The 14,370-nt window shown below is 63.7% G+C and carries 14 protein-coding genes and 1 pseudogene; 6 read left to right on the top strand and 9 right to left on the bottom strand.

The genetic code is table 11. The features are described 5' to 3' along the window. Positions 1-119 precede the first annotated feature (119 nt). On the top strand, positions 120-734 hold the full coding sequence (locus G9Q80_RS01255) for a LysR family transcriptional regulator (RefSeq protein WP_088716307.1): 615 nt from the start codon (positions 120-122) through the stop codon (positions 732-734). Here G9Q80_RS01255 and G9Q80_RS28645 read toward each other — a convergent pair. Beyond that, positions 642-953 carry an amidohydrolase family protein gene (locus G9Q80_RS28645; RefSeq protein WP_416045629.1) on the bottom strand — a complete coding sequence of 104 codons (312 nt, stop codon included), beginning with the start codon at positions 951-953 and terminating at the stop codon, positions 642-644. The two genes, G9Q80_RS01255 and G9Q80_RS28645, sit on opposite strands and share 93 nt — an antisense overlap. Before the next feature lie 66 nt (positions 954-1,019). Further along, positions 1,020-1,448 carry a hypothetical protein gene (locus G9Q80_RS28640; RefSeq protein WP_210426124.1) on the bottom strand — a complete coding sequence of 143 codons (429 nt, stop codon included), beginning with the start codon at positions 1,446-1,448 and terminating at the stop codon, positions 1,020-1,022. 386 nt (positions 1,449-1,834) lie between these two features. Between G9Q80_RS28640 and G9Q80_RS01245 the strand changes: the two genes are divergently transcribed. After that, a complete protein-coding gene (locus G9Q80_RS01245; RefSeq protein WP_232788283.1) occupies positions 1,835-2,554 on the top strand; it encodes an IclR family transcriptional regulator in 720 nt (239 codons plus the stop codon). A gap of 131 nt (positions 2,555-2,685) precedes the next feature. Here the strand turns inward: G9Q80_RS01245 and G9Q80_RS27955 are convergent. Further along, positions 2,686-3,373, bottom strand: a pseudogene (locus G9Q80_RS27955) (SDR family oxidoreductase). A gap of 338 nt (positions 3,374-3,711) precedes the next feature. On the opposite strand from G9Q80_RS27955, the gene G9Q80_RS01235 reads away from it, so the two are divergent. Together G9Q80_RS01235 and G9Q80_RS01230 are read left to right on the top strand one after the other, a co-directional pair. Beyond that, positions 3,712-4,143: a DUF1489 family protein gene (locus tag G9Q80_RS01235; RefSeq protein WP_088716380.1), complete on the top strand. Its 432-nt coding sequence runs from the start codon at positions 3,712-3,714 to the stop codon at positions 4,141-4,143. Positions 4,144-4,226: 83 nt separating this feature from the next. Beyond that, complete coding sequence (locus tag G9Q80_RS01230; RefSeq protein WP_043144694.1) at positions 4,227-4,616, top strand: hypothetical protein; 390 nt, start codon at positions 4,227-4,229, stop codon at positions 4,614-4,616. Between the two features lie 15 nt (positions 4,617-4,631). On the opposite strand, the gene G9Q80_RS01225 is transcribed toward G9Q80_RS01230, so the two are convergent. Further along, positions 4,632-5,102 (bottom strand): YdcF family protein, encoded by a 471-nt coding sequence (locus G9Q80_RS01225; RefSeq protein WP_088716305.1) that lies wholly within the window; start codon positions 5,100-5,102, stop codon positions 4,632-4,634. 100 nt (positions 5,103-5,202) lie between these two features. Here G9Q80_RS01225 and yghU point away from each other — a divergent pair, with 100 nt between their 5' ends. Then, on the top strand, positions 5,203-6,048 hold the full coding sequence (yghU, locus tag G9Q80_RS01220) for a glutathione-dependent disulfide-bond oxidoreductase (protein WP_088716304.1): 846 nt from the start codon (positions 5,203-5,205) through the stop codon (positions 6,046-6,048). A gap of 53 nt (positions 6,049-6,101) precedes the next feature. Here yghU and hisG read toward each other — a convergent pair whose 3' ends face one another. Genes hisG through hisS form a run of 3 tightly spaced genes read right to left on the bottom strand, consistent with a single transcriptional unit; the run spans position 6,102 to position 9,342 of the window. Further along, positions 6,102-6,794, bottom strand: a complete 693-nt coding sequence (gene hisG, locus G9Q80_RS01215) for an ATP phosphoribosyltransferase (protein ID WP_088716303.1) — start codon at positions 6,792-6,794, stop codon at positions 6,102-6,104. Then, positions 6,791-7,873 carry an ATP phosphoribosyltransferase regulatory subunit gene (locus tag G9Q80_RS01210; RefSeq protein ID WP_043144700.1) on the bottom strand — a complete coding sequence of 361 codons (1,083 nt, stop codon included), beginning with the start codon at positions 7,871-7,873 and terminating at the stop codon, positions 6,791-6,793. Before G9Q80_RS01210 ends, hisG begins: the two co-directional genes overlap by 4 nt. Then, a complete protein-coding gene (gene hisS, locus G9Q80_RS01205; RefSeq protein WP_069208046.1) occupies positions 7,870-9,342 on the bottom strand; it encodes a histidine--tRNA ligase in 1,473 nt (490 codons plus the stop codon). Before hisS ends, G9Q80_RS01210 begins: the two co-directional genes overlap by 4 nt. Positions 9,343-9,470: 128 nt before the next feature. Here hisS and G9Q80_RS01200 point away from each other — a divergent pair, with 128 nt between their 5' ends. Beyond that, positions 9,471-9,677 carry a SlyX family protein gene (locus G9Q80_RS01200; protein WP_043144703.1) on the top strand — a complete coding sequence of 69 codons (207 nt, stop codon included), beginning with the start codon at positions 9,471-9,473 and terminating at the stop codon, positions 9,675-9,677. 77 nt (positions 9,678-9,754) lie between these two features. On the opposite strand, the gene G9Q80_RS01195 is transcribed toward G9Q80_RS01200, so the two are convergent. Together G9Q80_RS01195 and dnaE are read right to left on the bottom strand one after the other, a co-directional pair. Next, on the bottom strand, positions 9,755-10,534 hold the full coding sequence (locus tag G9Q80_RS01195) for a hypothetical protein (RefSeq protein ID WP_133066443.1): 780 nt from the start codon (positions 10,532-10,534) through the stop codon (positions 9,755-9,757). 136 nt (positions 10,535-10,670) lie between these two features. Continuing rightward, positions 10,671-14,207 (bottom strand): DNA polymerase III subunit alpha, encoded by a 3,537-nt coding sequence (dnaE, locus tag G9Q80_RS01190; RefSeq protein WP_088716301.1) that lies wholly within the window; start codon positions 14,205-14,207, stop codon positions 10,671-10,673. Positions 14,208-14,370 lie beyond the last annotated feature (163 nt).

Raw genomic sequence — 14,370 nt, 5'->3', positions numbered from 1 at the left:
AAGTAATCCGTAATAATTGATCCGACCTCTGCCGTAGCCCGAAATCGTTTCTGGACGCCCCCCCCCGTCCCGCTCGGGCATACCGGCTCCGCCAGAACGGCGATGAACCGAGACGCCTCATGCTGCATTCCCGTGTCTTGCGCTATCTCGACGAGGTGGCACGCTCCGGCTCGATCCGCGCGGCGGGGGAGCGGCTTAACGTTGCCTCTTCCTCGATCAACAAGCACGTGCTGCAGGCGGTGCTGGATGGCGAGGCCGATCTGGGCTTTGCCTACAACCTGCCGCCCACGCCGACTATCGAAGTCATGTCCCGGATGAACGCGCAACTCGGCACGGTGGTGTCGACGGCACATCCGATCGCACATATGAACATGGTGCCGCTAAGCGAATGCCTCACCTATCCGCTGATTTTCGCGGAAAAATCCATGCCGATACGACAGATCGTGGCCGAGGCGTTCGACGCCTCCGGGCAGGACGCAAACCCCGCCTTCGAGACCAATTCCATTGAGGCGATGAAGAGTATCGCCACAGGCGGCGGCGGGATCGCCTTTCTCAGCCGGTTCGACATCCTCGAGGAACGCCGCGAGGGCAAGCTGACCTATATCCCGATCCGCGACGGCGCCTTTGGCAGGAATACCCTGTCACTGGTCCGGCGACAGAAACGCGCACATGGGCTGGCCTCGTCGATGTTCACCGAAGAGATGCGCCGCACACTTGGCGCGTCGTTCGACTGAAACGGCGACGCACGGCGGGTCGCCCCCCTTGAAAACGAAGCGTGGGTTGATGCTCGACAGGCTGTCGGTCAGCACGATATCGGCGTAACGCCCGGGCATCAGTGAACCAAGCCTGTCGTCCATGTGGAAGGACCGTGCGGAGTTCAGCGTCGCCATCTTGATCGCATGGATCAGGTTGATGCCCCCCCTTTTCGCGGACCCAGGTGGCCTTGCGGAAATCGTCTTCGCTGCCGGAGCTGTAGGTGAAATGCTCGAACTCGCCCAGCCCGATCACCGGTTCCATGTTCAGCACCGCCTCGGTGACCGTGGCTGCGGTCTTCTTTCCCGGGGCAAAGGCGAACAGGCGATAAGGAAGCTTGCCATGGTCCGAAACAGGTTCTGCGCCGCCTCGATGCCCTCATCCGCGGCCGCGCTCAGCAAGTCGAGGCATTCCGAATAGATCGGCGACGTGCCGCAGGGCACCATTGCCTCGGCCAACGCGGTCGGATGGGTCAGTTGCGCCTCGAAATGGATTGCGTAAGAAAAGCGTTTAATAACGCCCGCAACGAACGCTTTTAGAGATCTCTTCAGTTGATCGAGGGGCTCTGTTGACCGAAATCCCTTCGATGCAGTGCCGGACGCCGCATGGCAGGTTTTCAGCTTGGACGCGTCGATCATGACGGTCTTTTCTTCGCTGCGTTCGGACGCCATGCCCGCAATGATCCGAGCGAACACGCCCCCGTCACTCCAGCGCTTTCAACGGTTGTAAAGCGTCTTGGAGTACCCGCAGTCTTTTCGCGTATCTCCTCATGAACAAGGCACAGCAAGAACCGCCTTCACCACAAAACTGACGCACGTGAGAATGGGCGCGCGGGGGGGCAGTTCGTCCCAGAACGCTCGGATACCTTTGCACGGCCGACCCGCCGGGTAGCAGTGTGGCCGACCTCCCTGCACGGTCCACTGGCCTTCGTTTTCGCACATCCGTGATTTTCCCGTTAAAGGGGGACTCCGCGACAGAGTTTTGGCCGTTCGCGTGGTGGCTTCACGACCAAGATCCACCTCCTCGTCAATGGCGAGGTATTGATCCGCCATTGACGAGGACAATGCCGAGCGGACTGCCCATGGCAGAAGAAATCGAACCGATGATGCTCAAGTATCTTGCACAGGTCGCTGGCTTCGCCCCCGCTCAGGCACATGCCCACCTCGTCAGCTATCGCAAGATCGGCCTGATCGAACAGGACGAGGAAACGGGCCACTATCGCCGTGGACGCTTCGCGCTTGATCTAGGCGTGACCAGCATGCGCACCATTGACCCGATGAGCCTGGCCAACGACGCGGTTGCGGAACTTGCCGACCGCACGGCCCTGCACGTTGCCCTGGTGGTCTGGGGATCCTTCGGGCCAACCGTGGTCTCGGTCAAGGAAAGCGGCAGCCAGCTGAACATGAACACGCGCCCCGGCACGGTCTATTCGATGTCCGGCACTGCCAGTGGCCGGGTCTTTTCCGCCTTCCTACCCAAAGCGACGGTCAAGGCCGCGATCAACCTTGAGAAACGGGAAAAGACCGACAACGGGCGGGTTGGCGTCCACCGCGTCATGTCCCGCAAGGAACTCGACCATATCCGAGAGGTCGGTTACACAACGGTCGTTGTCCCACCAGTGCCCGGCATTTCGGCCTATGCGGCGCCGGTCTTTGATCATGCAGGGCAGATGGTCATGGCCATCACCATTTTCGGACAGGACCACTACCTCAAGGGCCGGGCAGAGGAAGGGTTCATTCCCGCCCTGATCGAAGCCGCCGGCGACCTGTCATCAGAACTGGAGTACGTGCCGGCCCATTGAGGCAGAACACGCCAAGCGCGACGGCCGATCCGGCTGGCGGACAGTTCATGCATTACAATTATCCATAGATTATCGAATTCGCGGAATACGTTTGAAATAGGGCGACGCTGTGAGGCGCTACCCGTATGGCATCAGAACAAAGTGGGCATACCGCTGGTCTCGCCGCCATCCGCCACGAACTCGGCCCCGGTCGAGAACGAGCTGTCGTCACCGGCCAGAAACATCACCAGCTTGCTGATCTCCTCAGGTTCGCCCAGGCGGTTCATCGGGACGTGGTTGAAATTGGGATAGAGGTCGTCGACTTTATCCGTATTGATATTCCCCGGATGAACAGAGTTGACCCGGATGTTCAACGGCGCAAGCTCGACAGCAGCGGCCTTTGTCAGCCCCCGGATTCCGAACTTGGAGGAAATATAGACCAGCACACCGGCGAAGCCCTTCAATCCCGACGTCGACGAGATATTGACGATCGAGCCTCCACCCGCATCTTTCATCGCAGGGGTGACGGCGCAAATCCCTTTGAAAACGCCCCAAGATTGATCCCGATCACCTGCTCCCATTGCTCGTCCGTACAGGTCTCGATGCCCGAGAACCGCAGGATACCGGCATTGTTGACCACCACGTCGATCCAGCCGAAACGCGCTACCGCCACGGCGACGGCAGCCTCCCAATCTTCGCCCTAGTCACATCCAGATGCACCGCGAGGGCCGCCTCATCGTCAAGCTCCGCAGCAAGCGCCTGCACCTCGTCGTCGAGAACATCGCCCAGCACCAGCTTTGCACCCGCGGCGGCAAAGCTCCGCGCCCCGTTTGCGCCCATCCCCCTGGCTGCACCGCTGATCAAAACGACCTCATCCGACACACACATCGCCGCTCCTCCACAAGATTACCACTGCGCCCCAAGACTGGAGCGACCTACAGAAATCGGCACTCTCACCGACAGGACCGCCAGCCCGAGCACATAGGCACAAGCCTATCATTAATTATAACCGACTATTTTTGTGGTTGAATAAATCCAAAGACAGCAAGCCGACCACCCGCAACCACAAGGCCACGATCACGATCCGGATCAACTTTGAGGCAAGAATCAACACGCGCCTCGCCCAGCTTGAACCCGAGACAGGCACCGCTATGATCCTTGGCAGCCAAGGGGATGACATGGCCAAGACAACTCACCTGATAAAACTCAGCGCGGGCACGGAGAACGTCGACAGCCTGATGGACTGGCAAGGCATGCGACGCGCCCAGACCGAAGATGGTCTGCCGCGACACATCACCCGCATGTGGCCCCGGCGCGAGGAAGAGGTGTTGAACGGCGGCTCGATCTACTGGGTGATCAAGGGGCTGATCCAGTGCCGCCAACGTATCCTGCGGCTTGACCCGGTCACGGGCGCGGACGGGATCAACCGCTGCGCCCTTGTGCTGGACCCGGAGATTACCCGCACCGCTGCCGCGCCCAAGCGCGCGTTCCAGGGCTGGCGCTACCTCGCCGTCGCCGACGCCCCGCCCGACCTGCCGGGAAGCCGGGCGGAGGAAGAGCCGCTGCCCCCCGAACTGGCCGGAGCCTTGGCCGAAATCGGCGTGCTCTGATCCCGGGCTTGGCCTGCATCAAGGTGCGATTGTCAAACCGGTGCTAGACTCTTGCTATCGCCAACAGATGACGGGAGGCCATCATGAAGCGCCGTTTCCTTCTTTCCGCTCTTGCCTGCGTGTTGCTGGCGCCCGCCGCGGTGCAGGCGCAGCAGTTGATTGGGTCCTACAACGCCTTCATCGGGCAGCAGGATCTCTACAATTCCAATGGCGTCCGGCTAAGCACCCCGGCACAGGTTCTGCGTCAGGACCGGGCCAACTACCACCGCTTTGGGATCTCGCAATACGGGGACCAGTGGGATCCCTACTTTGGAGACATCAATGCACGCGCTCGGCTGGAGCAGATGGTCAACAACGGCTACATGCCGCCACATGTGGCCAATGCGATCATGCGCGGCAACATGCATGTGATCGTCAACGTCTACGGCCAGAACGGCTACATGCAATACATCGAGGTCATCCTGCCCGGATGACGTGGCGGGGTCGGATCAGCGTCCGGCCCCGCGCAGCCAGTACCAGCCAAGCGCCACCGCCTCGCGCGCCCAGGCACGCAGCACGCGCGACAATGGGGCGCCCGTCAAACGCGGGCAACTGGCCGTTGCCCGCAACCCAACCCGCTGCGCCACCAGCCGCGCCCGCGCGGCGTGGTACCTGTCGGTCACGATCACCACGTCCTGGCAACCCAGCCCGGCCAGCAAAGGTTGCGCAAGACGCATGTTCTCCTCGGTGGTCAGCGCGCGGGTTTCCAGCAGCAGGGCTGCGTCCGGCACGCCCGCCTCGCGGCAGAGCCGCGCCATGACCTCGGCCTCTGTTGGCGGATGCGTGCGGACACCCCCGGACAGCACCAACAGGCCCACCTGACCTGACTGCCAAAGCGCGACGGCATGCCCGACCCGGCGCACCACAGCAGGCGAGGGCGTCCCGTCCGGGCGCACTGCCGCCCCAAGCACCAGCGCCACGCCTTGCGTCTTTGCACATGCTTTGTGCACCCCTGCCCCCTCTGGCATTTCGCTTCAGGACCTATAGGTTCTGCGACGAGATATGAGAAGGACACGCGCCATGACCGAACAGTATACGCCCCCCAAAGTCTGGACCTGGGACAAGGAAAACGGCGGCACCTGGAGGTCGCTGAACCGCCCCATCGCCGGGGCCACCCATGACAAGGAACTGCCCGTCGGGGAGCATCCGTTCCAGCTCTACTCGCAGGGCACACCGAACGGGGTCAAGGTCACCATCCTGCTGGAAGAGTTGCTGGCCGCCGGGCACGATGCCGAATACGATGCATGGCTGATCCGCATCGGCAAGGGCGACCAGTTCGGCTCGGGCTTTGTCGAGATCAACCCGAACTCGAAAATCCCCGCGCTGATGGATCGGTCGGGGCCGGAGCCGGTTCGGGTCTTCGAATCCGGCGCCATCCTGATGCATCTGGCCGAGAAGTTCGATGCTTTCCAAGGGCCGCGCGAAAAGCGCGCCGAGATGCTCAGCTGGCTGTTCTGGCAGATGGGCAGCGCTCCCTACCTGGGCGGTGGTTTCGGTCATTTCTATGCCTATGCGCCCTACCCGATGGAATATCCGATCAACCGTTTCGCGATGGAGACAAAGCGCCAGCTGGATGTCCTCGACCGGCATCTTGCGGAAAACCGCTACATGGTCGGGGATGATTACACGATTGCCGACATGGCCATCTGGCCCTGGTACGGTCGCACCGTCCACGGGGAATCCTACAACGCGGGCGAGTTCCTGGACGTGAAAAGCTATACCAACGTGCTGCGTTGGGCGGATGAAATCCTGGAGCGTCCGGCGGTCCAACGCGGCCGCCTCGTGAACCGGACCGATGAGGGCATGCTGCCGGAACGCCACGCCGCCAGCGATTTCGAAACCGGACTTGTAACCAAGGGCGAGTAACCCTTCGCCCCAGGCCCGCAGTGCGAGGCCCGGGGCATCCCATTGCGCGTGGCCTAGAGACCCAGCTGGTCCTGCAAAAGCCGCATGGTCTCGCGCTCCCCTTCTTCCAGCGGCGCAACGCGCGACTTGAACAGGGTCGCCTGGCTGCGCAAAACGGGTTCTTCGGCCAGGATCTTGAGATGGTTGGCGCGCAGGGTTTCCCCCGACGAAGTAATGTCTGCGATAGCCTCGGCGGTCAGGTTCTTGACCGTGCCTTCGGTCGCCCCCTGGCTGTCGACCAGCTGGTAATCCGAAACACCACCCTCGTGCAGGTAGGCACGTACCAGCCGGTGGTACTTGGTCGCGATCCGCATGCGGAACCCGTGCCGCGCGCGAAAGGCCGCCGCCGCCGCGTCCAGATCGTCCAGCGTGTTCACATCCACCCAGCAAGAGGGCACCGCCACGATCAGGTCGGCATGACCAAAGCCCAGTTCGGCAAGCGGCGCCACCTTCTGATCCCATTGCACCAGCTTTTCCTGCACCAGGTCGGTCCCCGTGACGCCCAGGTGAATGCGCCCCGCCGCCAGTTCGCGCGGGATTTCCCCGGCGCTCAGCAGCACCAGTTCGACACCCTCGACGCCGGTCACCTCTCCGGAATACTCGCGCTCTGACCCACTGCGCGCCAAGCCGATGCCACGCGCACCGAACCAGTCAAAGGTCTTCTCCATCAAGCGCCCCTTGGAGGGCACCCCAAGCTTGATGCTCATGCCGCCTCCTCCAGGTCGACCAGCAGGCCGGGACGGATCACACCGCCCACCGCGGGGATTTCTCTTCCCTGCCCCAACTGTCGGGTCAGCGCGTCATAGCGTCCGCCCGACGCCACCAGCGGCCAGTCCGGTCGGCCGCGCGCCGAGAACCCGAAAACGAACCCGTCGTAATATTCCATCGAGGTCCGGCCGAAATTCGCGTCGAACATCAACGAGGTCACGTCGATCCCCCGCGCAGCCAGCGCCTCGCACCGCGCAGCCATGCGGTCGACCGCCCCGGCGATGGCAGGCATGTCCACCGCGATGTCCCGCAGCTGCTCCAGCGCGTTGCCGCAGGTTTCCGAAACCTTCACCAGCGCTTCCAGCAGGTCCACCTGGTCGCCCGGCAACACCGGGTCCTGCGCATCCGCGCGCAGGGCATCGACGCGCGCCGCGATTTCTGCGGTACCGCGCAGCCCGATCATCGGCCCGGCCAGCGACAGCGGATCCGGCGAAGCCAGCAGCGCGGTCCGGCTGGACGGCACCGGCGCCCTGCCCGCGTACCGATCCAGCAGCGCCCGGAACCGGCGCGGCCGCCAGATATGCCGCATAAGCGCCGCCTTGCGCGCCTCGGACGTCTCCAGCCCTTCCACAGCGGCGATCAGGATACCGATATCGCCCACCACGGCCCGCAATCCGTAAGGCGCCAGAGCCTCCGAAAACCTGGCAAAGACCTCTGCATCGGCACCCGCCGGGTCGGCCCGGTCAAAGACCTCGTAGCCTACCTGGTGATACTCCGAGGGGCGTTCCGGGTGCTCTTCCTGCCGGCGAAAGATCTCTCCGGCATAGGTATAGCGCGCCGGTTCCGCGCCCTCGGCCATGTGTTTCTGGACCACCGGGACGGTGAAATCCGGGCGCAGGATGACTTCGCCCCGCACCGGGTCATGGGTCAGGAAGGCGCGCGTGCGGATGTCCTCGCCATAGAGATCCAGCAACGTGTCCGCCGGGAGCAGCACGGGACAATCCACCGGCTCCGCACCGCTTTCGACGAACCCCGCCTTGAGCGTGGCCGCCTTTTCCTTGATCGCGGCAAGGCTCATTTGTGCAGGTCCAGGATCTCTTGGACCTTGGCCACCATCTGGTCGCGCGGCACCTCGTACTGGCTGGGATGGTCTTTCCATTCCTCGAGGCTGGCATCCTCGGCCAGCTTGGCGCCAAGGATCAGGTCCTTGATCTGCACCACGCCCTTGTCCTTCTCGTCACCGCCTTCGATCACGGCGACAGGGCTTTCCCGCTTGTCCGCGTATTTCAGCTGGTTGCCAAAGTTCTTGGGATTGCCAAGATAAACCTCGGCCCGCAGCCCGGCCTGGCGCAATTCTGCCACCATCGCCTGGTAGTCCCCCATGCGGTCACGATCCATCACCGTCACGACCACCGGCCCCTGCACGCTGCCACCGATGCGGCCCTTTTCGCGCAACGCCGCCAGCAGCCGGTCAACCCCGATGCTGACGCCGGTTGCAGGTACCGCCTGCCCGGTGAACCGCTTGACGAGATCATCATAGCGCCCGCCCCCGGCAACAGAGCCGAACTGCCGCTTGCGGCCCTTCTCATCAAGGATCTCGAAAGTCAGCTCGGCCTCGAAGACCGGCCCCGTGTAATAGCCCAGGCCACGCACGACCGACGGGTCGATGATGATCCGGTCAGGGCCGTAGCCCTGCGCGGCCAGCAACTCGGCGATCTGCTCCAGCTCGGCCACGCCCTCTTCGCCCACGGTCGACGCGCCAATCGCGGCGCGCAAGTTGGCCAGCGTCTCCGCCGCCTCCAGCCTGCCCGAGGTCAGGAAGGCGACGACCGGCTCGGCCTGTGCGTCGCTTAGGCCAACGCCGTCGATATAGGCGCCCGAGGCATCCAGCCGGCCCTTGCCCAAAAGCTCGCGCACCCCGGCCTCGCCGACCTTGTCGAACTTGTCGATGGTCCGCAGCACCGCATCGCGCTGGGCATCATCGTCCAGCCCCATGCATTCCAGCACACCGTTCAGAACCTTCCGGTTGTTGACCCGGATCAGGTAATCCCCGCGCGGAATGCCGACCTTCTCCAAGGTATCCGCCAGCATCGCGCAGATCTCGGCATCCGCCGCCACGCTGCCCGCACCCACGGTATCCGCATCGCACTGGTAGAACTGCCGATAGCGCCCCGGCCCCGGCTTTTCGTTACGCCAGACCGGCCCCATCGCGTAGCGCCGGTAGGGCAGCGGCAGATCGTTCCGATGCTGGGCATAGACCCGCGCCAGGGGCGCCGTCAGGTCATAACGCAGCGCCATCCAGCTGTCGTCCTCGTCCTGCCAGGCAAAGACGCCCTCGTTCGGGCGATCCACGTCGGGCAGGAACTTGCCCAGCGCCTCGACCGTCTCCACGCCCGAGCTTTCCAGCGCATCGAAACCGTATTGATGGTAAACCCCGGCGATGGTGTTGAGCATCTCTGCGCGCTCGGTCACTTCGGGACCGAAATAATCGCGGAACCCCTTGGGTGTCTGCGCCTTGGGGCGCGGGGCTTTCTTCTGCTTGGCCATGAGTCATCCCGGTTGTCGGATATGTCGCGCTTCCTCTATCCCTTCGACCGGTGCGGGGCAAGCAGAGCGCCTTGCAGCTTCTTCCTGGTAGACATACCCACCCCTGACCCAACCACGGAGCGCAGCCCATGACCGACAGAACCGATCAACTGGAAGAAGGTCTCGCCCACGCCCTGCGCGCACTCGACGACCTCTCCGAAACCGTCGCCCGCCAGGACCGCGAGATCACCCGCCTCACCGCGCGGGTCGAGATGCTCTTGCAACGAGAGGCCGCGCGCGAGGCGGAAGGCTCCGGCGGAGTCATCTTCGGAGACGAGAAACCACCGCATTATTAGGGCGTCATCGTCGCGGCACAATTCGCCCGCGCGTAGGGTGGGTTGTTCCAACCCACCGCCCACCTCCGGCGCCCCTGTCAGTCCTTCATGTCCATCGCGACGACTTCACCGTCGTGCAACAGGATGTTCTTCCAGCGGGGATTGCTGCCGAACCGCTCGTAGACGCTGACAAAGACAGTGTCGCGCTCCAGCCGCCGCATCTTGGACCCGCAGGGTTTGCCCTTGCGGACACCGCAGACGCGTCGCTTGACCTTCTCATAGGCCTTGTCCGTCTCCGAGATCGGCTGCGCCTCTCCCGAGGGGCCATAGTGGATCTGTTCGTAGCTTTCGGGCGAGCCAAAGATCACCAGCGCCGCGGTGAACTGCCGGGCACAGCCATCGTCGAAGCCGGTCAGATAGAAGTTGCGCGCGCTGCTTGTGTCCGGTGCGCTGTCATAAAGATCATAGGTGCTGCGGCGCTCGGGATACCCTTCGATCTTCTTGCCCAGCTTGCGGCGCGGCGCATCGCAGACACGGGCGATCTGCCCATAGGGCAGCCGGGTGCCAAAGGGAATCTCGCGCGCATCCGGCGCACCGGGGCGCGGCGCGCGGGCACGTTTCCGTGGCCTGTCGGCGTCCTCGTCGAGGGTTGCGCCCCCCGCAGCGGCCAGTTCCGTGGCGTCGTCGCGCTTGGCGGCCGCGGCCCTCGCGCCGAACAGGCCCAGGAGCCCGCGCCGGGGCGGCGCATCCGTCACCGGCGCGCGCGGGGTTTCCGGCGTCACCACATCGGCCTGACCGGCATCATCGGCCAGCGGCACGTCCTGATACTTGGGAACGCCGGACAGCGGATCGCCACAGCCAGCCAGAAAAAGTCCCACGCAGAGGACAAATCCCCCCCTGATCACGCGAGCGCCCATGTCGTTCTCCCCGAAATCTCCGGGGGTTCTAGCGCGGTCAAGGGGGCCGCGTCCACCTTGGCCGTCGACAGATTGCGCCAACGGCCGCCGATACGGTTCAGATTTCCTCGACCGCCAGCACCCCGTCGAGCGATTTCACCGCGCCCTTGATCTCGGGGCTGACCGGGAATTCCAGGCCGGCGTCCAGTTCGACCTCGCCCGGCAGACTGGGATCGCTGAGGCACAGCTGGATCGGCCCGCGCGCCGCCTTGGGCATCTGTTCCGCCGCACGCCCAAGGACAGAGGCGACCTGCGGCAGGGCGCCTGCGGATTCGACATAGATGCGCAAACCGCTGCCCCCGGCCCCGGCCACCACCACCTCGACCGGCGCGACGGAACGGCCCAACAGCTTGAGCTGGTCCGATTCCATCGTCGCCTCGACCGTGACCAGCACCTTGGAGCCGCTTTCCAGGTATTCGCGCGATTTCTCCAGCGCCTCCGAGAACAGCGTGACCTCGTAGGCGCCGGTCGGATCCGACAGCTGGGCAAAGGCAAAACGGTTGCCGCGCGCCGATTTGCGTTCCTGCCGACCGGCCACCACGCCCGCCAGCTTGGCCAGCATCGGCCCGTTGGACTGCACCTTGTGGGTCAGCTCGTCCAGGGTCACGAAATTGCCATTGCGTTCGACCCGGCGCAGTTGCGGCATGTAGTCGTCCAGCGGGTGGCCCGAGAGGTAGAAACCGACCGCCTTGAATTCCTCGGCCAGCCGTTCTGCGGGCAGCCAGTCGGACACCGGCGACAGGCGCGGTTCCGGCAGGTCCTCGCCCGCCTCGCCAAACAGCGACACCTGCGCACTGGCCTTCTGTTCGTGGATCGCCGCCGAATAGGCAACCAGCGCATCAAGCGAGTCGAAGATCCGCCGCCGGTTCGAATCCAGCACATCGAAACACCCCGCACGCGCCATCATCTCCAGCGGGCGCTTGCCGATCTTCTTGAGATCCACCCGGCGCGCGAAGTCATAGATGTTGACGAAGGGCCGATCCTGGCCCTGCGGCGCCCCTTCGGCCCGTCCCGCGACCACCAGCCGCATGACTTCGAGCCCGACGTTCTTGAGCGCACCCAGAGCATAGACCAGCTCGCCGTCGACAACGTCGAAAGTCGCTTGAGACCGGTTCACGCAGGGCGGCACCCAGGACAGTTTCAGGCCCTTGCGAACCTCTTCAAAATAGACCGCCAGCTTGTCGGTCAGGTGAATATCGCAGTTCATGACACCAGCCATGAACTCGACCGCGTGGTTGGCCTTCAGCCAGGCGGTCTGGTAGCTGACCACCGCGTAGGCGGCCGCGTGCGATTTGTTGAAGCCGTAGTTGGCGAATTTTTCCAGAAGGTCGAAAACCTCCGAGGCCTTCTTGGCGTCGACACCGTTTTCCGCCGCCCCCTTGGTGAACTTGGGGCGTTCGGCGTCCATTGCCTCCTTGATCTTCTTGCCCATCGCCCGGCGCAGCAGGTCGGCGCCGCCCAGCGTGTATTTCGCCATGACCTGGGCGATCTGCATCACCTGTTCCTGGTAGACGATGATGCCCTGCGTCTCTTCCAGGATGTGGTCGATCAGCGGATGGACAGAGGTGATCTCGCGCAGGCCGTTCTTGACCTCGCAGTAGACCGGGATGTTTTCCATCGGGCCTGGACGATACAGCGCCACCAGCGCGACGATGTCCTCGATACAGGTCGGCTTCATGCGCTTGAGCGCATCCATCATGCCCGAGCTTTCAACCTGAAACACCGCCACCGTTTTCGCGCTGGCATAGAGCTTGTAGGTCACCTCGTCGTCCAGCGGGATGGCGTTGATGTGGTTTTCCGCCCCTTCCGCCGGTTCGTACAGTTCCGTGCCATCCGCCGCCACGTGCAACGGGCGCCCGGACTTGAAGATCAGATCCATCGCGTTCTGGATCACGGTCAGGGTCTTGAGGCCGAGAAAGTCGAATTTCACGAGGCCGGCCTGTTCGACCCATTTCATGTTGAACTGCGTCGCCGGCATGTCCGAGCGCGGATCGCGATAGAGCGGCACCAGCTCATCCGTGGGACGGTCGGCGATGACGACCCCCGCCGCGTGGGTGCCCGCCGAGCGCAGCAGCCCCTCGACCTGCATGCCATATTTCAGCAGGCGGTCGACGACCTCCTCGTTGCGGGCCTCTTCGGCCAGGCGCGGTTCGTCCTGCAACGCCTTTTCGATCGAGACGGGTTTCACCCCCTCGACCGGGATCATCTTGGACAGGCGGTCCACCTGACCGTAGGGCATCTGCAACACCCGGCCCATGTCGCGCACCGCCGCCTTGGACAGCAGCGCGCCAAAGGTGATGATCTGCGCCACCTTGTCGTGGCCGTACTTGTCCTGCACGTAGCGGATCACCTCTTCGCGGCGATCCATGCAAAAGTCGATGTCGAAGTCCGGCATCGACACCCGTTCCGGGTTCAGGAAGCGTTCGAACAGCAGCGAGTAGCGCAGCGGGTCAAGGTCGGTGATGGTCAGCGCATAGGCCACCAGGCTGCCCGCCCCCGACCCCCGCCCCGGCCCAACCGGGATGGTGTTGTCCTTGGCCCACTGGATAAAATCGGCAACGATCAGGAAGTAGCCGGGAAAGCCCATGCCCTCGATGATGCCCAGCTCGAAATCGAGCCGCTCCTGGTATTCCTCGACACTGACCGCGTGCGGGATCACCGCAAGACGGGCTTGCAGCCCCTCATTGGCCATGCGGCGCAGTTCCGCGACCTCGTCATCGGCGAATTTCGGGAGGATCGGTGGGCGTTTGTAGGCCATGAAGGCGCAGCGCCTGGCGATCTCGACGGTGTTGTCCAGCGCCTCGGGCAGGTCGGCAAACAGAACGGCCATTTCCTGCGGACTCTTGAAGTAATGCTGTGGCGTCAGGCGCCGGCGGGGTTCCTGCTGGTCGACATAGGCGCCGTCGGCGATACAGATCATCGCGTCATGCGCCTCGTACATGTTTTCCTTGGGGAAATAGACGTCGTTGGTGGCGACCAGCGGCAGGTTCATCTCGTAGGCCATCTCGACGAAACCGCGTTCCGTCAGGCGCTCGGCCTCGGGCGGAGTGCCGTCCTCGCCCGGGTGGCGCTGGAGTTCGACATAAAGCCTGTCGCCAAAGATCTCGGCCAGCCGCGTCATCAGGGCCTGCGCCGCGCCGCGATGCCCCTGCCGCAGGTGCCGGCCCACCGGCCCGTCCGGCCCGCCGCTGAGGCAGATCACGTCCTCGGAATGCGCCGCCAGTTCGTCCAGCGTCACATGGGCCAGTTCCGTATCCTTGCGCAGGTACAGGCACGAATTGAGCTTCATCAGGTGCTCGTACCCGGTCTCTGTCTGGGCCAGCAGGACCAGCGGCGCGGGCGGTTTCGGGCGCTCCCCCGGCTGCGGATCGATATAGCGCAGATCGACCTGACAGCCGATGATCGGCTGCACGCCGACGCCGCTGGCACCGACGGAAAACTCCAGCGCGGCAAAGAGGTTATTGGTGTCGGTCACGGCCACCGCGGGCATTCCCATGTCGGTGCAGAGCCCGGGCAGCTTTTTCAGCCGCACGGCGCCTTCGAGCAGGGAATATTCGGTGTGGACACGCAGGTGAATGAATCGGGGATCGGCCATTTGCATACCCTATGCTGTGGTCTTTTCTGGCAAAAGCCCCAATCCGTGCCCCGATCCCGGGAATGGCGGCATACTTCCGAACGGCCCCGCCGGGGGCACAATCCCGACAAAGTCGTGCCCTGATTGTATTTTAGTGTCATTCTGAGCCCAGGAAAGTCACATG

This window comes from Mameliella sp. LZ-28 (genome assembly GCF_012274245.1).
In the GTDB taxonomy this organism is placed as follows: Bacteria; Pseudomonadota; Alphaproteobacteria; order Rhodobacterales; family Rhodobacteraceae; genus Antarctobacter; species Antarctobacter albus.
This window is presented reverse-complemented; position numbering and strand designations above follow the sequence as displayed.